This is a genomic window from Pseudoalteromonas sp. UBA2102 (genome assembly GCF_002331165.1).
In the GTDB taxonomy this organism is placed as follows: domain Bacteria; phylum Pseudomonadota; class Gammaproteobacteria; order Enterobacterales; family Alteromonadaceae; genus Pseudoalteromonas; species Pseudoalteromonas atlantica.
The window spans coordinates 1-19,008 of sequence record NZ_DCYU01000036.1 but is presented as its reverse complement, the minus strand read 5'-3'; the positions used below and the strand labels follow the sequence as shown (position 1 = coordinate 19,008).

Genomic DNA, 19,008 nt, shown 5'->3' with positions numbered 1-19,008 from the left:
TTAGCGGCTGTTGGTGTTAGAAGAGTTGATTAATGCATTTATGCGTTGTTCAATAGCGGCCACTTGCCCTTTTAACACTCTGTTTTGTTGTTTAAATTGCTCAAGCTCTAAAGGGTGAATAGTTACAGCGAGCTCATCTTGGCATAGGCTGGTTAATGTGGTGCTAATTTGCTGACGTGCTTTACGCTCTTTACTGCGTAAAGCGTTTAGCTGTATGTAAAGTTGTTGTGCGGGCGCATCGCCAATATAGTGCGATAGTTGCTCAGGCCAATCTATATCTAGCCCAGAAAATGCGGCGCTGTAAGCCTGAGCGACGTTTAAGTCGCCTTGCAGGTCTAGCTTATCTTGACGAATGAGTTGTGTAAGCATGGCTGGGTCTTTAAGCGCCATAAGAGTATCTATATCTGCGCTGATCATACACTCTGCGCTATTTTCATCGCTGGCACTGTAAAGGTGTAATAGTTTACCATCAAAGGTTAATACTATTTGCTGCTGCCAATTGCGGATTTCGACCTTTAATGGTTTGTGCTTAACGGCACTGAGCTTATCTACTAAGGTGGCGTCGAGTTGCAGTACCTTATTAAGCACTCGCTCTATAAGCGAAAGTACAAAATTAGGTAACATAAAAAACTGCGAATCGGGTTTTGCTGCGATTACATGCTCGCTTTTTTGCTCAAACGCCATAACTGCCTGCCTTAATATTTAAAACCACGGTGCAGTGCAACAATACCACCGGTTAGGTTTTGATACGTTGTTTGTTCAAAGCCTGCTTCTTCCATCATTGCTTTTAAGGTTTCTTGGTCTGGGTGCATACGAATCGACTCAGCTAAGTATTGGTATGACTCGCTATCGTTCGCCACTACTTTACCCATAGTTGGTAATAGATTGAACGAGTAAAAATCGTACGCTTTACTTAAAATTTCATGCTCAGGTTTGGAAAACTCTAGTACTAATAAACGTCCACCTGGCTTTAATATACGGTACATAGAGCGAAGAGCTTTGTCTTTATCGGTTACATTACGTAGGCCAAAGGCAATCGTGATCACATCAAAGCTGTTATCTGGAAATGGCAGCATTTCGGCATTCATTTGCACGTAGTCGATATTGCCGACTAAACCCAAGTTGTGCAGCTTTTCACGGCCCACTTTTAACATTGATGAGTTAATGTCGCCTAAAACTACTTGGCCGGTGTCACCGACTAGCTGGCTAAATTTTGCTGTTAGGTCGCCAGTGCCGCCTGCTAAATCAAGGACGTGGTGGCCTTTGCGCACACCTGAGCTGGCTATAGTTTGACGTTTCCATAATCGATGTACACCAAAAGACATTAAATCGTTCATTACATCGTACTTTGCTGCAACCGAGTGAAATACGTCTGCAACCATTGAGGCTTTATCGTTTTCGGCTACGGTTTTATAGCCAAAATGCGTGGTCTTTTGCTCTGTTTCGTTCATGGTTAGTCTCTATCGTGGCAATAAAGACTAGTGTACTTGATTGTATACTGCAGGTGCAATTTGAATATGATTTATCAGGTAATTTAGCGTAAAACCTAGTGGCCAGCTGTAAAGCTACTTTGCCCCAGTGAGCGTGCTTTAAATGCCGCTTGCGAGGCTTTTTTAGCTAACTGGTTAAAGTCATCATTTTTGAGTTGCTGCGCTATGCCTAAAGATAAGTTAATGCCAGGCAGCTTAGTGCCGCTTTTTGAGCTAACAAAACGAAGTTTTTCTACGCCATTACGCACTTTTTCAGCAATAACATTGGCGGTTTCGGGGTCTATATCTGGCAGTAATACGGTAAATTGGTCCTTTGCTGTGCGCCCAGGTAAACCACTTTGAAAGACATATTTTTTTACTTGTTTAGCCACTTTGTTCAAAATAACTTCGCCAATTATATCGCCGTAATTATCTACAAAATGATCTAAATTATCTATTTGAATAGCAATTGCGCAAATTGATTTGTCTTGGTTGCTCCATAGTTGGGTTTGCTGTGTTAAATAATGACGTTTATACAGCCCCGTTTGTGAGTCAATAATGTGCTGCTTACGTAATTGCGCCAGCTGTTTTTGGGTTTTTTCGTGTAACTTTTTAGCTTTATATAGCTCGTGTTTAAAGTGCTTATGTTGCTCAAGTAACGTGGCTGATTGCGTGTTTAACGTATCGAGTGCTTGACGGCTTTGCTCTATATTATTCTCATCAAGCGTGTGCATGCACTCACTTACTTGGCCGGCAAAGCTAACAATTTGTTTTTCGGTTGATTGCGCATTGCGCGACAGTGAATCAATAACCCCATTTACGTTATTAATCATTGCCACTTGCGTGGTATGCCCTTCGTTTAAAAACTCAAAGTAGAGCTGCTCAATCAAAATACTATCAATTTGGGCTTTATTAGTAATGGCCTCGTCTATGGCGTTATTTAGCTGAGGATTTACTTTACTAATATAGGTATAGGCAACGTGGTAATTTAACGGAGAGGGAGGCAGCGTATGACGTTCTAAAAACAGGCATACATTCGTCATTTTTTCTTGAGCTACAGCCATGGAATCATGGAACATCATTTTAACTACCAACTAAGTACGCATTAAATTACACATTAAAATAACTCTTCAATGAGGCGGCAATGCATCCAAGCTTTATTATTTTTTTACTACAATAATCGTTAAGCAGGCTATTTAAAAGTAAAAACCAGTATTAGTGAACTTAAATTTTTACTTTTGCTGCCTAATAGCTGATTTTATCATCAAAGAGCACGTATTTAGCTTAATTTAGGCGGGTTCAGCTTATTTTACCCGCTCCAATTAAGCGTGTGTTATTGAGATTAATCGCATTTATCTTGCTATTTACTCAGCCTACGATAGTTTTGTGAAATCTATTGTATGGTTAAGTAAAACTAAAATGAATTATTCCTTACCCCCGCGAATTTGCCGCACACTGCTTGTGCTATCACTTTTTGGCACGCTAAGCGCATGTACATTAACAAGCCCCAACGCAAACACACAATTTGAACAAGTGGCGCAAAGTATTGTTGATTACCGCAAACGTGTTAATCCCTACACTCAGCCTGAAGGGGTTGATGGCTATTTATTACCCAATTTATCGGCTGAATTTTTAAAGCAGCAATATGAGGAAAAAACAGCATTATTAAGTCGTTTAGATGCAATTGATAGCGATGAGCTTTCAAGTGAAAACAGTATTAACCTCAGTATTATTCGTGCGCAAGTACAAAACAGTGTTGATGAATACGTATTTAATGCGCACTACATGCCGCTAACTTCTGAGTATGGGTTCCATTCTAGCTTGTCTTATATGATTAATAGTTCGCAGTACAAGCAACCGCAACAGTTAGAAACATATTTAGCCCGCCTTGAACAAGTGCCGCGCTTTTTTGAGCAAAACATACATTGGATGAAAAAGGGGCTCGAAACGGGGCTTACTCAACCACAAGCGGTATTAGCTGGGTATGAAGACTCAATAAGCGCTTACATAGTGGATGATGTAACGCAGTCAGACTTTTACTCCCCGTTTAAAACGAACACAGCAGGGCTAAGCGAAAACGACTTTAAAGCGTTACAGCAAAAAGCTAAACGCATCATAAAAAACGATGTTATTGCCTCTTACAAAGCATATTTAACATTTTTTACTACGCAATATCAGCAAGGTGCACGCACTACGATTGGTATTTCGCAAACCCCTAATGGCAAGGCATTTTATAAAAACCGCGCACAGTATTACACCACCACAAATATGAGCATTGATGAAATACATCAGCTGGGGTTATCTGAAGTGGCGCGTATCCGCAGTGAAATGCAGGCAATAATTAAAGAAGTTGGCTTTGAAGGCACGTTTGCCGATTTTATCCACTTTTTACGTACCGATCCGCAATTTTACGCCACCACTCCAGAGCAGCTATTAAAAGAAGCTGCTTATATAGCTAAAAAAATGGACGCGCAGCTGCCTAAGTTATTTCATACACTGCCACGTATGCCCTATGGCGTTGCACCTGTACCTGCAAATATAGCCCCTAAATATACAACAGGTCGCTATGTTGGCTCGAGCCGAAGCGATCAAGCAGGTTATTACTGGGTAAATACATATGCGCTAGATAAGCGCCCATTGTATGTATTAGAGGCGCTGACCTTACACGAAGCCGTACCAGGGCATCATTTACAAATATCGCTTAATGCAGAGCTTGAAAACTTACCAAGCTACCGACGTGATGCCTACCTTTCGGCTTTTGGTGAAGGGTGGGGGCTTTATTCTGAATACTTAGGTATAGAAGCAGGCTTTTACCAAGACCCATACAGCCGATTTGGCCGTTTAACCTATGAAATGTGGCGTGCAGCTCGTTTAGTGGTTGATACAGGTATGCACATGTACGGCTGGAGCCGAGAGCGCGCTATGAACTTTATGAGTGAAAACACGGCGCTTTCATTACACAATGTTAAAACCGAAACCGACCGCTATATTTCGTGGCCGGGGCAAGCTTTGTCGTACAAAATTGGCGAGCTGACTATTAAGCGTTTGCGCACAGAGGCCGAGCAAGCGCTTGGGCCTCGTTTTGATATTCGTGAGTTTCATCATCAAGTATTGCGTCATGGTTCTGTGCCGTTATCAGTGCTTGAAGAGCAAGTTCGTTTGTATATAAAAGCTGAGCTTGAAAACACGCAAAGCTAATTATCTAAAGGTATAAACCTTGAACAACGAAAGGTGTTGTGTCATTTTGACGCAACACCTTTTTTATTTTTAAAAACAGCCATCAAGGGGCCTTGGATGAGCGATTTTATTATTTTTAGTATTGATGTATTTGCGAGTATTTTTATTGTTGCATTAGGATTAATTGTACTTACCATTATTGTTTTTTATTTTCGTGATATTACTCAAACAAAGCATGCAATTAGGCGAAATTACCCGGTCATTGGTCGCTTTAGGTACTTTTTTGAGCGCCAAGGCGAGTTTTTTAGGCAGTACTTTTTTGCCCTCGATAGAGAAGAAATGCCGTTTAACCGAGCAGAGCGTAGTTGGGTGTATCGTGCTGCAAAAGATGTCGATCGTACCGCTGCATTTGGCTCCACGCAAAGCTTAGAGGTAACTGGTACAGTGATGTTTATGAACTGTGCTTTTCCAACCTTAGATGAAGAGGCGTTGGACCCAAGTAATGTAACGTTAGGCCCTTATTGTAAAACGCCGTACACCACTAACTCCTTGTTTAATATATCGGGAATGAGCTTTGGTGCGCTCTCAAAACCGGCTGTTAGAGCGTTATCAAAAGGGGCAAAATTAGCCGGCTGCTGGATGAATACTGGTGAAGGTGGGTTAAGCCCTTATCACTTAGAGGGCGGAGCCGATTTGGTGTTTCAAATTGGTACGGCTAAATATGGTGTACGTGACGAGCTTGGAAATTTAAGTATCGATAAACTTAAAGAAATTGCGGCGCATAAAAACGTAAAAATGTTTGAGCTTAAATTAAGCCAAGGTGCCAAACCAGGTAAAGGCGGTATGTTACCTGGTAAAAAGGTTAATGCTGAAATTGCTAAAATAAGGGGCATCCCTGAGGGTAAAGATTCAATTAGCCCAAATGGGCACCCAGAGATCAAAAAGCCAAGCGACATATTAGATATGATTGCCACAGTGCGAAACGCCACAGGCAAACCTACCGGCTTTAAAGCCGTTATTGGTGATTACACTTGGCTAGAAACACTATTTGCAGAAATAAACCATCGCGGGCTTGAATCAGCGCCGGACTTTATCACTATTGATAGTGCCGATGGCGGTACGGGCGCAGCGCCACAACCCTTATTAGATTCGGTAGGTTTACCGCTGCGCGAAAGCTTACCGCTGGTTGTTAATATGCTTGAAAAACATGGCTTAACAGGACGGGTTAAAGTCATTGTATCGGGTAAGTTAATTGTGCCCTCTAAGGTGGCATGGGCGCTTGCTTTGGGTGCTGATTTTGTTGTTTCTGCGCGTGGTCATATGTTTGCGTTAGGCTGTATACAGGCCATGCAATGTAATAAAGACACCTGCCCAACCGGTGTAACTACCCATAACGAGCGGCTACAGCGTGGTTTAAATGTTGCAGATAAAGCCCAGCGAGTTGCCAATTATAATAAATATATTCATTACGGCGCTGGCTTAATTGCCCACTCATGTGGTGTAACGAGTGCGCGGGAATTAAGGCGTAAACACGTGCGTATAGTGCAAGAAAGCGGGCTGTCGGAGCCGCTCGATAAAATTTACGAAAACTACCAATAATGGTATTGGTAGTAAAAAAGGCGCTTTGGCGCCTTTTTTAATTTAGCTGGCTTATTAATAAACTAAAAAAGGCATCTTTGTTGTCGCAGCTTTTGGCATTTAAAATAAGTTGCTCACCTAAGCTCAGCGCTTGTTTTTGTACTGCAAGGCGCGTATTTTCATCTTCAATGCTGTCAATATCTACCACATGCGCGAGCCCTATGGTGCGCCTAATTAGTTCTGTTCCACAATAACCTATGGCGTCTTGTAATACGGTTTTCATAAAGTACTGTGGGTAGCCCTCGGTATTAAGGGTGTTATCTGTGCTGTGGTTGGCAATTAAAGTTAACCATTGTTGCTCAAATAAATTATAGCTTTCAACAATGCAGCTAAGTAAATGCGTTTGATAGTTTCGCCGTGCTACAAACTCTTCAATATGCCCTGCTTGTGCGCAGTAATTTAATAGTAAATTGCCAATAAAAGAGCCTATATCAAAACCAACAGGGCCAAAAAAGCCAAACTCGGGGTCAATCACTTTAGTGGTATTGGTATCTACAAAAATACTGCCGCTGTGCATATCGCCGTGCAGCAATGTTTGCGGGTTAGATAAAAAATTAGCTTTTAATTTCGCAACTTCTAACTTAAGTGCCGTGTTATCACGCAAAGCGTGTACATGTGTAGTAAGTTGCTCGTCAAAGTGATTGCGTTCGTGATCTGTATACGGATCGCTAAAAAATAAATCTTCTGTAATTTGGCAAAGCTCAGGGTTAGTAAATTGCTGTACTAGGGCCTTTTTATGCTGGGCGGTTAGGTAAAAATCTGAATTATAAAACCCGGTATGGCTTAAATACGTAGCTACGTGCTCAGCTAACTTAGGAAATTGCTCCGCGTTATTTTGCGCAGTGCGCAATATTTTTAAGTGACCTAAATCTTCTAAAATAGTAAGTGCGTAAGCTTGGTTATAGTGCAGTACTTTAGCGGTGTTTTGTGGGCAAATAGCGCCATGGTTAAGTAACACTTGCGCCTCAATACGGGCTCTATCAAGCGTGAGCGGCCATGATTCACCTACACAACGAGCATAAGGCAGTGCTTGCTTTAAAATAATGCTGTTATGGTGCTCATCGCTAATTCTAAATACTAAATTAAGGTTACCGTCACCAAATTCGTACGCAGTTAAGTGTGCGCCAGCATTAAAAAAATCATACTGCTTAGAGTCAATTAGCGAGTTTACATATTCAATTGCGCGCTGCGCATTAAACGCGACATAGTTAGCCATAGTGAGTTCTCAAATAACCTTTTTGGGCATTCTATACCTTTAAATGTTTAGATGTCTACAAGTCTAACTTGAGAGTTATTCAAACTGATGTAAAATACCCTTACGCATTTTATTTAAGCAGCCTCACCATGCAAAACCTAATCGCAAGCAGTTTAAAATATGAAAACGGCACATTAAGTGTGCTTGACCAGTATTTACTTCCTCATCAGCAGGTATGGCACGAATGCCATAGTGTTGAGACGATGAAGGAGCTGATCATCAGTTTAAAAATTCGTGGCGCACCATTAATAGGCTTAGGTGCGAGTTTGCTGGTTGCTCATTTAGCGCAGCAGGGGGGAACTCAAGCGGCGCTTGCAAAAGCAATTGATGAGCTTGAAGCCACAAGGCCAACCGCTGTTAATTTAATGCATTGTATGGCTATATTAAGAGAAGCCCTTAAAAGCGATGACTTAGTAGCAGCAGTGGTGTGCAGCGCAGAGCGCCTTTTTATTGAAGACATTGCCCTATGTGAGCGCATGGCAACGCGCGGAGCTGAGCTTATAAACAGCGGCGACAATATTTTAACCCATTGTAATACTGGCGCATTAGCGACTGCTGGTATTGGTACAGCATTAGGCGTTATTTACAAAGCGCAGCAACAACACGGCAATATACATGTGTGGGTTGATGAAACGCGGCCTTTGTTGCAAGGCGGGCGTTTAACCGCGTTCGAACTTGAGCGCTGGCAAGTACCGTATACACTTATTTGCGATAATATGGCAGCAAGTTTAATGGCCGCAGGCAAGGTAGATAAAATAGTGGTAGGCGCCGATCGTATTGCTGCTAATGGCGACTTTGCTAATAAAGTGGGAACTTATAATTTAGCTGTATTGGCGCATTTTCATGATATTCCTTTTTATGTTGTCGCGCCTTTAACTACGCTTGATACACAAACAGCTTGCGGTAGCGATATAGCAATAGAGCAGCGAAATAGCGCAGAGGTACGCGGCGTAAGTGGCAGTTTTGGTGAGGCGCTGTGGGCACCCACTAATGCCAATGTGTATAATCCCGCATTTGATGTAACACCTGCAAAACTAATAACAGCTTGGGTGTTAGATACCGGTGTTTACAATAAAAGTGATGTAGAGAGTGGGGCGTTAACAGCGCTTAAGTAGTTTTTAAACATCGCTCCACTTATCCCTTTGTGGAGCGTATTACTTTTGCTATGCGAGCAACGGAAACTGCTTCGCAATTTCAGACTCTGTGCTTTTTGCAACCCAGCCCTCGGTATTATTAAATAATCGAATGGCGGTAAATTCTGGGTCGCTCCCCATATCAAACCAATGTGGGGTAAGAGTTGGGACCGAAATTAAGTCACCTTGCTGGCATAATACTTGGTAAATTTTGGCATCAATATGTAGGCAAAATAACCCTTGGCCTTTTACAAAAAAACGAACTTCGTCTTCACTATGGGTGTGCTCAAATAAAAACTTTTCTCGCATTTGTGCCGCTGCAGGGTTACCTTTTGCAAGTGAAATAACATCCACCGTTTGGTAGCCATTTTGCGCTTTTAAGCGCGCTATATCATTTTTATACGCTGCAATAATTTGCTCATTTGTGGTGTGCTCATTAATGGGTGCGGTTGCTTGCCATTGTTCAAAACGTACATTTACTTTTGCTAATTGCTGAGTAATTTCGCTTAAATCGCAGGTATTTACCAGCGCATTACTTGGATTGTTGTTAGCATAAATTGTTAATTGGCTCATGCAAATTGCTCCAATTTAACTGTGCTAAAGTCATGTACGTATGGGTGCGCGCTATGTGCTTGGCCATCACGTATTAAGTGCAAGGTTTTAAGCCCTGCGGCTTTAGCTGCATCAAGCTCACCTGCCACATCACTTAAAAACAAGATTTCGTTTGCACTAAAAGGGAGCTGATTAACTATAGTGTTATAGGCGGCTTGCTCTTGCTTTGCGCCGACTTTGGTATCAAAAAAATCGTTAAACAGGGGGCGAATATCGCCATAGTCACTGTATTTAAAGAGTAACTGCTGCGCCCTCACTGAGCCTGATGAATACACATAGAGTGCGGTGCCTTGAGCATGCTGAGCTTGTAAAAACTCAAACGCATCTGCGTATAGGTGGCCTTTAAAATCACCGTGCTCGTAGCCCGTTTGCCAAATTAGCCCTTGTATTTGCTTTAAAGGGGTAATTTTTTTATCTTCTTCAATCCATTTTAGTAACACGCTAATGACATTTTCTATATCGGCATCTGGCTCATTAATAATGGCTTTAACAGCCGCTATTTGCTCAGCGACATGGGGTTTATTTTCGTTTAAGCGCATAAACGTTGCTAGTTGCTTGGCTGCATACGGAAACAGCACCTCTTTTACAAATGAGATACGTGTTATGGTGCCTTCAATATCAGTTAAAATTGCTTTTATCATTATAGCTGTGCCCCAATACCTTCTATTTTTAACCGTTCCAGCTCGCAACTAAATAAAAACTCTAACCCTTCTAAATGGCGAAGTGCTTGCTTGTAATTACGCCCTACTACATAAACGCCATGCCCACGAATTAACACTGCATGCTCAATGGGTGTATGTAAGTGGTGATCACTAAGCAGCAAGCTTAAGCGGTCTATGTCTTGGTCGTTTTCAAAAATAGGAATGCTGAGCGTATCTAAATGCGAGGTTACCCCACTGAGTGACTTTTGCATTTCGTAACCGCTTAAATTTAATGCATGGCTTTTAATTACACGCGATAGTACGGTGGCTGCTACTGAGTGAGTATGCAGTACCACGTTTGCGTGCGGAATAAGCTTATACATGCCTAAGTGCAATTGCGTTTCGGCCGATGGGTTGCCAGCACCTTTAGTGCGATTACCTTGATGATCAAGCTCAATGAATGTGTGTGTACCGAGCTGACCTTTATCAAAGCCGCTAGCGGTAACCACATACCCTGTTGCGGTGCGCGCCGAAAAATTTCCGCCGGTGGCGGGAACCCAGCCTTTTTGACTGATCCATTTTCCGGCTTCAATAAGTTGCGAAATAGCGGTATTGTTGTGCATACATTCCTCACCAATGAGTGTAATACCAATGCGTAATAATACTTAATGCGTTTGAGGCGCTAAACCAAACGCGAGCTGCGTTTTTGCTACCTCAAAATAACTCAGTTAATTAAGCAAATTGATATAAAGCTATTTAATTTTAGACGGCTATACTTCTGTTTTAAGCAATGATAGCATCGCTTTAAGCGCAAAACCATCATTAAGGGCCTGTCGTGTTTGAAAGTAAATTACCAAATTTAAGTGTTAGTATATTTAGCCAAATGAGTGGCTTGGCAAGTCAGCATTCGGCAATAAATTTATCGCAGGGTTTTCCTGAGTTTGATGCGCCAGAACTACTGAAAAACCAGCTAAATTTTTATGTTCAGCAAGGGGTTAATCAATACTCGCCATCCAGTGGTGTGCCCCGTTTACATCAACAAATAGCAAATTTAGTTTCGCGTAAATACGCGGCTAACATTGATGCAGCTGAGCAAGTTACGGTAACGTCGGGCGCCACCGAAGCATTATTTGTGGCTATTCAAACTATAGTACGCCCCGATGATGAAGTCATTGTGTTTGACCCCGCTTATGACTCTTACCAGCCTGCCATTGAGCTTGCTGGCGGTAAAACAGTTCATATTGCATTGCATGCCCCCGATTACGCTATTGATTGGCAAGCTGTTCGCAGTGCAGTGAGCAAAAGCACGCGCGCTATAATTATTAATACGCCACACAATCCAAGCGGAAAAATACTTAAAAGCCATGATATAAACGCGCTCAAATCGTTAGTAAGCGACCACGATTTATATGTAATAAGTGATGAAGTTTACGAACACATTACCTTTGATGGCGATAAGCACTTAAGCATGCTTTGTGATGAGCAACTACGTGAAAAAAGCTTTGTTATATCAAGCTTTGGCAAAACGTTTCACAGTACCGGCTGGAAAATGGGGTACTGTATTGCGCCTGCACCGCTTGCTATTGAATTTAGAAAAATACACCAGTATGTTACTTTTTCAAGCTTTACACCTGCACAACACGCATTGGCCGACATGCTTGAACAACAAGGCGAACATGTCGATGAGCTGAGTAATTTTTATCAGCAAAAGCGCGACTTACTGGCACAGCACTTAAGTGACAGCCGTTTTAATATTTTACCAAGCCAAGGTACGTACTTTTTATTGCTCGATTACAGTGAGGTGTCTGATCTTAATGATGTGGATTTTTGCCACTGGTTAGTAGAGCAAGCTGGGGTTGCTGCTATTCCTTTAAGTGTGTTTTATAAGCAACCTTCAAATGATAAAGTGATTCGACTGTGTTTTGCTAAAAACGATGAAACCTTAATAGAGGCCGCGCAAATATTATGTCAACTTTAACGCTTACACTCGTTCAAAGTGCGCTGCATTGGCTTGATAAAGACGCCAATTTAGCCATGTTTGATAAAAAATTAGCAGCGATGAGCGCTCAACCTGATTTAATTTTACTACCCGAAACCTTCGCCACAGGCTTTGCTATTAATCTTGATTGCGCAGAGCCCGAAAATGGCAAAGTGTTGAGCTGGCTAAAAACCCAAGCACATAAACATAAAGCCGTTATTGCAGGTTCGGTTTTGGTTGCTCAAGGCGATAAAAAAGCGAATCGCTTTTATTGGGTGACGCCAAGTGGCGAGGTAAATTATTACGATAAACGTCATTTATTTCGCTTAGGCAGTGAGGGCGATTACGTTGTCGCAGGGCAAGCACGTAAAACGTTTGAAATTAACGGTTTTAAGTTACTGCCGCAAGTGTGTTACGACTTGCGCTTTCCGGTTTTTCAGCGCAACAATAATGATTACGATGTAATGATAAACGTTGCAAACTGGCCTGCAGTTCGTCGTCATATTTGGGATACGCTATTAATGGCGCGCGCTATGGAAAACCTATGTTATGTAGTAGCCGTTAACCGTGTTGGCGACGATGGCAATGGTGTTGCGCACAATGGCGGCACGGCTGTGTACGACTTTAAAGGCGATACGATCGCCAAAGCAAAAGACAATTCACAAGAGTTACTTACCGTAACACTTGAAAAAGCACCGCTCGATGATTTTAAAGCCTCATTTCCTGCTTATTTAGATGCCGACGCGTTTACCTTGGTATAAATCGCTAAGCATTAGCGCCTAGCCAATAAAGTGCTAAAATAGCCGCTGATATGTTTATTGGCGGCTTTATGAATACAACCCTTATAACACCGGTAATTTTAGCGGGCGGCATTGGCACACGGTTATGGCCGCTTTCTCGCCAAGCTATGCCTAAGCAATTTTTACCTCTGCTTGATAACAAACACTCACTATTACAAAGTACGTTAGCGCGTGTATCGGGCAAGGAGTTTGCAAAGCCAATACTTGTTTGTAACGAGCAGCACCGCTTTATTGCTGCTGAGCAAAGTGCACAGGCCGCTCCTCATGCACTTTTGTTAGAGCCCCAGGGTAAAAATACCGCGCCGGCTATTGCGCTGGCAGCACACTACGCTTTACAGCAAGGCATAACTGGGCCAATACTGGTGATGCCTGCCGATCATCATATATCCAACTTTACTGAGCTCACACTTAAATTAAACGATGCAATTGAATTAGCCCAGCAAGGTATGTTGGTCACGTTTTCAATTACACCAACACAGCCCCACACTGGGTTTGGCTACATTAAACAAGGTAGTAAAATAGCGGGCTCAAATTGCTATAAAGTGGCTGAATTTAAAGAGAAGCCAAGCTTGGCTACCGCTGAGCATTATTTAACTCAAGGCGGTTATAGCTGGAATAGCGGCATGTTTTTATTTACACCACAAGCCTATTTAAATGAGCTAGAACGCTTTGCACCAAAAATTGCACTCAGTGTAAGCGCGGCGGCTAATTTCTCTGACGATTTAGGGTTTACAAGGCCGATAAGTGAGCCACTTAAAACCTGCCCAAGTGACTCTATCGATTACGCCATTTTAGAGCGCAGTAATAATGTAGCAGTGCTGCCTGTTGCTCTTAATTGGAGTGATGTAGGCAGCTTTGGTGCTTTGGCTAGCCTTATTAAAAAAGATGCACATGGCAATAATGAAAACGACAGCCATACCGCGCAAAATAGTACTAATAATTTTGTTTTAAGCGAAGACGATCACAGCGTTGCTACCCTTGGGGTTAGCGACTTAGCTATTATTCATACCCACGATGCCACCCTCGTTGCCAATAAAAACAAGCTCGATGGTCTGCCTTTATTGCTCAAGCAATTAGCGGTTAGCCAAAGTGATAAACTCAATCACCATCAGGTTGTGTATCGTCCATGGGGTAACTACCGCACTTTAGTAACAGGGACAGGGTTTAAAGTTAAAAAAATAACCGTAAACAGCGGGGCTAAACTTTCAACGCAGCGCCATCAGTATCGTGCAGAGCATTGGGTGGTGGTATCGGGGGTTGCCGATGTACGTATTGATAAGCAAGCATTAACACTTAGCCACGACCAATCTTGCTACATTGCAGTAAAACAAATACACAGCTTAGCGAACAATCAAAAAGAGGCGCTAATTGTCATTGAAGTGCAAACTGGCGCCGTACTAGATGAAAGTGACATAGAGCGTTTTGATGATAAGTATGGAAGGTTAGGTATTTAAATAAAGTGGTTTTCTAGTGATAAACTTAAGTAGCGAGGATGTTGATTGAAATAAAAAGTTATTTAAAATACTATGTTGTCAGTTAAAATTATAGGGACGTTACATGGATAAATCTTTGATTACAGCTGTTCAAGTAGAACCTGGTGAACTCCTTCAAGGGTTACGCCAAAGTATAAGAGAGTCAGGTGTTATTTATAAGTTTAGAGACTCAGAAACACTTATTTCAAACGAGTTGGAGAAAACTTTAAAAGAGACCGAACGTAAACTTACTGAAGCTGAAATTGCTCAACATGCTGCTCGCCTTTATAATAAGATAGCTACTCGGAGTGTTAAGTTTGGTTTATTAGCATATTCTCGTTATGCAGAGATGGCAAATAGAACAACAACAGAAGCTCTTTTGAAAGAAAAACACCGGCCGCAAAGAATGGCAAGATATATGTCTGCAACAGGAGCTGGTAAAAAGCCACCAAATACGGCTACCCATGCGATTGTATCTGGTACTCATGAGCTGGCGCGAGCTGCTAGAAAGATACTTGCTAAATTTAAAATTCGAATAGATGATCCAAGTAATGGAGTCTTTTTGCCAAAGAACGAAAACTACGTTCCTCACCCAGCTATGCCTGACGCTTCTAATCATGCAAAAATTCATACAGAGTTATATTATCTAAATATTACTAATCAACTATCGTTAGCAAATACACGTAGTGAATGTGCAGCGATTTTACAATCAATTGCTATATCGCTACAAAATGGAGTTTATGGGTACTAATGAGTAAAGTTATTTATAAAATCACGCCAAACGTTAACCATTACAGAGTCATATTTCCTGATAGCGAATCTTTATGTGAGCCTGACCTATGGAAGCCTGATGGTTCATCAAAAGAGTCAACATTAATAAATTTTAGTGCGCATTACAATCAAGAAAAAAAGACACCTATAGGTGATATTACAGCAATAAATTTACAAGGCCTTGCTATAAAAGAGCACGTAGCAAATGAACTGGCAGATATTTTTGAAGATTCGGGAGAGTTACTACCTTTCTATGTAGGTGATGAAAACTGGTACTTTTATAATGTCACTAGAACAATAAGGGGATTTTTGGATGTTGAAATGAGTACTTTTATGCTACCAGGTTTAAATATTGGATTACAAAAAGCGGTATTCAAAAAAGAAAAACTACCAAAGCATAGTTGTATATTTAAAATTCCAGAGGATCGATTTGAAGGTACTTATGTTCTTGACTCTCGTGTAAGTGATAGAGACATTTCTCTAAATCTATTTTGTGCTTTGCAAGCGCACGGCTTTACTGGGCTAAGCTTTGAAGAAGTTGCCAGGTTTGAATAAATAAACTAAAGCATCCAAGGTATATGCTTTTCAATGCTAACCCAACTGCCCGCGCACGTACTTTAAGTATTGTTCTAGGCTGCGCTGCCATAGCTCTAACGCCTCATCTAGCAGGTTGTTATGAGGTTTGTTATCAAGCAAGCGGCGCTCTATTTTTTTAAGCTCAATACCGTAACGGTTAAAGCCTAATTGCAGCGCGGTGCTTGCTTGGCGGTGCAATAATTTAATGCACTGCTCTGGTTGCTGGTCAATAAGTTCTTGGCATCGGGTTAGTTTAGTCCGTGCTGAGAGTACAAATTCATTGTAAATCGACGACACTTCATCCTCACTAAATGAGCTGGTTAGCGTTTCTGCTGCGGTTTCGTCGTATAAGGTGTCTACTAGCTCTACAGCTATATTTGCAGTTTGATTGGATTGTGAATCACTCAGTGCTTGGCGAAGCTTTTGCTGCTTAATTGGTTTGCCTACTATGTCTTTTATTCCCAGGGCTAAGTATTCTTTTACCTCATCAGGGCTTAAGCTTGCTGTAAAGGCCAGTACGGGCGTGCGCTGGTTTTTATGCTCCAAACGCTGCAAACGTTTTAATACTTCTTGGCCGGTAAAGTCTGGCAGGTTCATATCCAGTAAAATAACGTCAAAGTGATGCGTTTGCAGCAGTTCAATAGCGCTTTTGCCATCTTTGGCGAGCTTTATTTTATGCTCATCTTCGGCCATAAACTCAATGGCAATTTTTTGATTTAAATCTAAATCTTCTACTAGCAGTACTTCAAGGCCAGTTAAGTAGTCTTTGTTTTGATGTCGCTGCTCTACCAAACTAAGCTCCCCTAGCGTAAAGGTGGTAGTAAAGCTAAATACGCTACCAGTGCCTAGTTGACTGGTTATTTCTAAACGGCTGCCTAGCTTTTCTAGTAAGCGGCTGGTGATGGCAAGCCCAAGGCCGGTGCCGCCTTTTTCTTTGCCGGCGCTACTTTGTACGTAGGGTTCGGTTAAGTAGGCTATTTCGTCTTTTTCGATACCAGGGCCTGAGTCTTTAACGCTAATTTTTATGGTGTGCTCAAGCTGCCTATCGCTTATTAAATCAACCTGAATTTTTACTATACCGTGGTCGGTAAACTTAATGGCGTTACCAACAAGGTTAATAATAATTTGCCTTAATTTTTGCTGATCGCAGTAGTAACAGGCTTGTTCAGGGATATTACATACCAGTTCAAACTTAAGTTGTTTTTGCTCCGCTAATGGGCTGAGCAATAAACATAAATTGTTTAACCAGGTTTTAAATTCAATGTCTTCTTCGTAAAGTGCTTCATCACTTTGATCTAGGCTTGCGTAGTCGAGCACTTTATCAACCAGTAAATTTAATGACTCGGCCGAATTAATAATGGCCTCACAATAGGCTTTATTGCGGGTGTCGGTGCTTTGGTTCATAACTAATTGGGCGCTGCCTAATATGCCATTAAGGGGGGTGCGAATTTCATGGCTAATCGTTGATAAAAACAGGCCTCTAATCTCTAGATCTTTTTGGGCTTTGTCGGCCAGCTTGTTAAGGTTTTTTTCTCTGCGTTCATTACACAAAAGCGCCATACCGGCGGCATAAAACATAGGTGCAATAACGCCATTTAAAAACAGTAAGCTGCTAAACCATGGGCTTTGCAATAGCAGGGGTTGTTCAATATTAACCATAAATAGTGAGCGGCTAATAAAGCTCAGGCCAACTAAAGTTAATATTAAAATGTAAACAATGGTGCCATTAGGGTAGGGCTTTCGGGCATATTTAATAAATAAAAACAGTAAAAAAGCGGCTTCTGCAATGTGCTGTACATCCGAGACGTAAATTCGCTCGCGTAAAGAAGGGTCAATAAACGAATAATATCCCAACATTACGGCGCTAAACGCGGTAAAGGAGCACAGTAGCTTAAACCCAATACCCCGATAATCTAAAAATTGGCATATAGCCAAGCTGTGCACAATTGATGCGCCAAACATCATACTGCTGGCAATACTAATCACAATAAGGTTGTGCGTTTTGCCAATAAGCGTAAAGCCAATTACTGCGCCTAGTAATAAAACCGGGTAAAAAATATAAAGCAGAGTACCTGGGGTACTTTTGTTGGTACGCCATGTTAAAAAGTTAAGAAGGGTCATTACAATAATAACGGCAATGCTGGCAAAAAAGAGGGTAAATGAGTCGAGCATAGAGGTTCCAGCAATGGGTACTTTAAATAGAGTAATAAAAAGCGATTAATTTAACAAGCATGCAGCATAAACAAAAACAGGCACCATAAGTGCCTGTTTTTAAATTACGAAATTGATTAACGAATTTCGTCTGGAATGTTTTGTTGAGCCCAAGATAGTAGCTCAATACGGTTACGACATTTAGTTTTTCTAAATGCGCTGTATAAATGTGTTTTAACTGTGTGCGGGCTGATGCTTAAATATTCAGCAATTTCTTTGTTTTTAGAACCCTTACTCATTAACGAGATTATTGCTTTTTCTCGTTTAGTGAGTTTAATTGGCTCTATATCGCCTTCGGTCAGCTTGTGTAGTGCGTCTTTATTAAACTGCAGCATGCGGTTTAATGCATTACACATAATGTCACGTCTGTACCAAAGCTGATCTTCTAAAAGTAAGCGAATACCTTTCATTAATACATCAGCGTTATCTGTCGTATAAAACACGCCACGAATACCGCTCAACAGCGCGCGGTTAGCGAGCTCTGGGTTTTCGTCTAGGTTAAATAATACGATATCGCACTTGGTGCGCAGGTTAACTAGCTGTTCTTTTAGTTTACCCCATGCATCGTTACTTGATGTTTCAATGAACAGTAATCGAGTCCCTTCTGGTACATCTAAAATATTTGTACCCGTGGTTACGTCAAGGCCTTGCGTTTTTAACAAAGGTTCTAAAACGTTAATGCCAATGGTGTTAATTGGCTCTTGATCTAATAACAAAAAGGCTGAACTGCTCATGTTTTTATACTCTTTTTATAAAGCTGACTAGTTAAGTTTATCACGACTTCCACACCTTTTGTATTAGAAAGTCGGGTTTCGCCTTGTGAACAAGTACGATTTTACGATTATTTAAACATAAAATGTTGCAAATAAGTAATTATTTTTCACTTTATATACATGATAAACCATAACATTTGTAACTAGCTAAATACTAATAATTCCAGTGAATTTTTATTATTAAATTTTTAATTTTTTAGCTTCTTGATACGGAGGCCAGCCCATTTCTTTGCCTGCAAGCATATGTAAATGTATGTGATACACGGTTTGCCCGCCGTGTTTATTGCAGTTCATTACTACTCTGTAGCCATCGTCACTAAAGTTAAATTGCTTGGCTAATTTAGCAGCAACCTCGTATAAATTTCCAACTAAATGTGAGTTTTCGCTATTAATATCATTAATCGTGGCAATTGCTTTTTTTGGAATAATTAACACATGAAAAGGAGCTTGCGGGTTTATATCTTTAAATGCAAGGGTAGTGTCGTCTTCGTAAATAATGTCG

The 19,008-nt window shown here is 41.3% G+C and carries 18 protein-coding genes; 8 read left to right on the top strand and 10 right to left on the bottom strand.

The features are described from left to right. The 3 genes from B2R65_RS04275 to B2R65_RS04265 form a co-directional block, all read right to left on the bottom strand. A complete protein-coding gene (locus B2R65_RS04275; protein ID WP_138611249.1) occupies positions 1-684 on the bottom strand; it encodes a ubiquinone biosynthesis accessory factor UbiJ in 684 nt (227 codons plus the stop codon). 11 nt (positions 685-695) lie between these two features. Next, a complete protein-coding gene (gene ubiE, locus B2R65_RS04270) occupies positions 696-1,451 on the bottom strand; it encodes a bifunctional demethylmenaquinone methyltransferase/2-methoxy-6-polyprenyl-1,4-benzoquinol methylase UbiE (RefSeq protein ID WP_004587478.1) in 756 nt (251 codons plus the stop codon). A gap of 95 nt (positions 1,452-1,546) precedes the next feature. Continuing rightward, positions 1,547-2,533 carry a GGDEF domain-containing protein gene (locus B2R65_RS04265; RefSeq protein WP_055019619.1) on the bottom strand — a complete coding sequence of 329 codons (987 nt, stop codon included), beginning with the start codon at positions 2,531-2,533 and terminating at the stop codon, positions 1,547-1,549. 355 nt (positions 2,534-2,888) lie between these two features. Between B2R65_RS04265 and B2R65_RS04260 the strand changes: the two genes are divergently transcribed. Together B2R65_RS04260 and B2R65_RS04255 are read left to right on the top strand one after the other, a co-directional pair. Further along, a complete protein-coding gene (locus B2R65_RS04260; protein ID WP_286741301.1) occupies positions 2,889-4,667 on the top strand; it encodes a DUF885 domain-containing protein in 1,779 nt (592 codons plus the stop codon). Positions 4,668-4,763: 96 nt separating this feature from the next. Continuing rightward, complete coding sequence (locus B2R65_RS04255; RefSeq protein ID WP_138685038.1) at positions 4,764-6,245, top strand: FMN-binding glutamate synthase family protein; 1,482 nt, start codon at positions 4,764-4,766, stop codon at positions 6,243-6,245. 37 nt (positions 6,246-6,282) lie between these two features. Here the strand turns inward: B2R65_RS04255 and mtnK are convergent, their stop codons facing one another. Continuing rightward, a complete protein-coding gene (gene mtnK, locus B2R65_RS04250; RefSeq protein ID WP_286741298.1) occupies positions 6,283-7,500 on the bottom strand; it encodes an S-methyl-5-thioribose kinase in 1,218 nt (405 codons plus the stop codon). A 128-nt stretch (positions 7,501-7,628) separates the two neighbouring features. Between mtnK and mtnA the strand changes: the two genes are divergently transcribed. Then, positions 7,629-8,654, top strand: coding sequence for an S-methyl-5-thioribose-1-phosphate isomerase (gene mtnA / locus B2R65_RS04245; RefSeq protein ID WP_286741297.1), 1,026 nt, complete (start codon positions 7,629-7,631; stop codon positions 8,652-8,654). A 48-nt stretch (positions 8,655-8,702) separates the two neighbouring features. Here the strand turns inward: mtnA and B2R65_RS04240 are convergent, their stop codons facing one another. Genes B2R65_RS04240 through B2R65_RS04230 form a run of 3 tightly spaced genes read right to left on the bottom strand, consistent with a single transcriptional unit; the run spans position 8,703 to position 10,548 of the window. Then, positions 8,703-9,245 carry a 1,2-dihydroxy-3-keto-5-methylthiopentene dioxygenase gene (locus B2R65_RS04240; protein ID WP_029772882.1) on the bottom strand — a complete coding sequence of 181 codons (543 nt, stop codon included), beginning with the start codon at positions 9,243-9,245 and terminating at the stop codon, positions 8,703-8,705. Then, on the bottom strand, positions 9,242-9,925 hold the full coding sequence (gene mtnC / locus B2R65_RS04235; RefSeq protein WP_256851603.1) for an acireductone synthase: 684 nt from the start codon (positions 9,923-9,925) through the stop codon (positions 9,242-9,244). Before mtnC ends, B2R65_RS04240 begins: the two co-directional genes overlap by 4 nt. Then, the gene (locus B2R65_RS04230; protein WP_004587487.1) at positions 9,925-10,548 is read right to left on the bottom strand and encodes a methylthioribulose 1-phosphate dehydratase; all 624 of its coding nucleotides are present in this window, start codon (positions 10,546-10,548) and stop codon (positions 9,925-9,927) included. The genes mtnC and B2R65_RS04230 overlap by 1 nt, the downstream gene beginning before the upstream one ends. A gap of 212 nt (positions 10,549-10,760) precedes the next feature. Between B2R65_RS04230 and B2R65_RS04225 the strand changes: the two genes are divergently transcribed. The 5 genes from B2R65_RS04225 (at position 10,761) to B2R65_RS04205 (ending at position 15,501) form a co-directional block, all read left to right on the top strand. Then, positions 10,761-11,903, top strand: coding sequence for a methionine aminotransferase (locus tag B2R65_RS04225; protein ID WP_286741294.1), 1,143 nt, complete (start codon positions 10,761-10,763; stop codon positions 11,901-11,903). Continuing rightward, positions 11,891-12,664, top strand: coding sequence for an amidohydrolase (locus B2R65_RS04220; protein ID WP_024033950.1), 774 nt, complete (start codon positions 11,891-11,893; stop codon positions 12,662-12,664). Before B2R65_RS04225 ends, B2R65_RS04220 begins: the two co-directional genes overlap by 13 nt. 68 nt (positions 12,665-12,732) lie before the next feature. Further along, complete coding sequence (locus B2R65_RS04215; protein ID WP_286741293.1) at positions 12,733-14,157, top strand: mannose-1-phosphate guanylyltransferase/mannose-6-phosphate isomerase; 1,425 nt, start codon at positions 12,733-12,735, stop codon at positions 14,155-14,157. Between the two features lie 103 nt (positions 14,158-14,260). Further along, positions 14,261-14,926, top strand: coding sequence for an AHH domain-containing protein (locus B2R65_RS04210; protein WP_096740310.1), 666 nt, complete (start codon positions 14,261-14,263; stop codon positions 14,924-14,926). Beyond that, positions 14,926-15,501, top strand: a complete 576-nt coding sequence (locus B2R65_RS04205) for a hypothetical protein (RefSeq protein ID WP_096740309.1) — start codon at positions 14,926-14,928, stop codon at positions 15,499-15,501. The genes B2R65_RS04210 and B2R65_RS04205 overlap by 1 nt, the downstream gene beginning before the upstream one ends. A gap of 36 nt (positions 15,502-15,537) precedes the next feature. Here B2R65_RS04205 and B2R65_RS04200 read toward each other — a convergent pair whose 3' ends face one another. The 3 genes from B2R65_RS04200 to B2R65_RS04190 form a co-directional block, all read right to left on the bottom strand. Next, positions 15,538-17,694, bottom strand: coding sequence for a response regulator (locus B2R65_RS04200; RefSeq protein ID WP_256851607.1), 2,157 nt, complete (start codon positions 17,692-17,694; stop codon positions 15,538-15,540). Positions 17,695-17,810: 116 nt separating this feature from the next. Next, complete coding sequence (locus B2R65_RS04195) at positions 17,811-18,467, bottom strand: helix-turn-helix transcriptional regulator (protein ID WP_286741288.1); 657 nt, start codon at positions 18,465-18,467, stop codon at positions 17,811-17,813. 219 nt (positions 18,468-18,686) lie between these two features. Then, positions 18,687-19,008: histidine triad nucleotide-binding protein (locus tag B2R65_RS04190; protein ID WP_286741286.1), on the bottom strand; the 322-nt coding region annotated here is incomplete at its 5' end.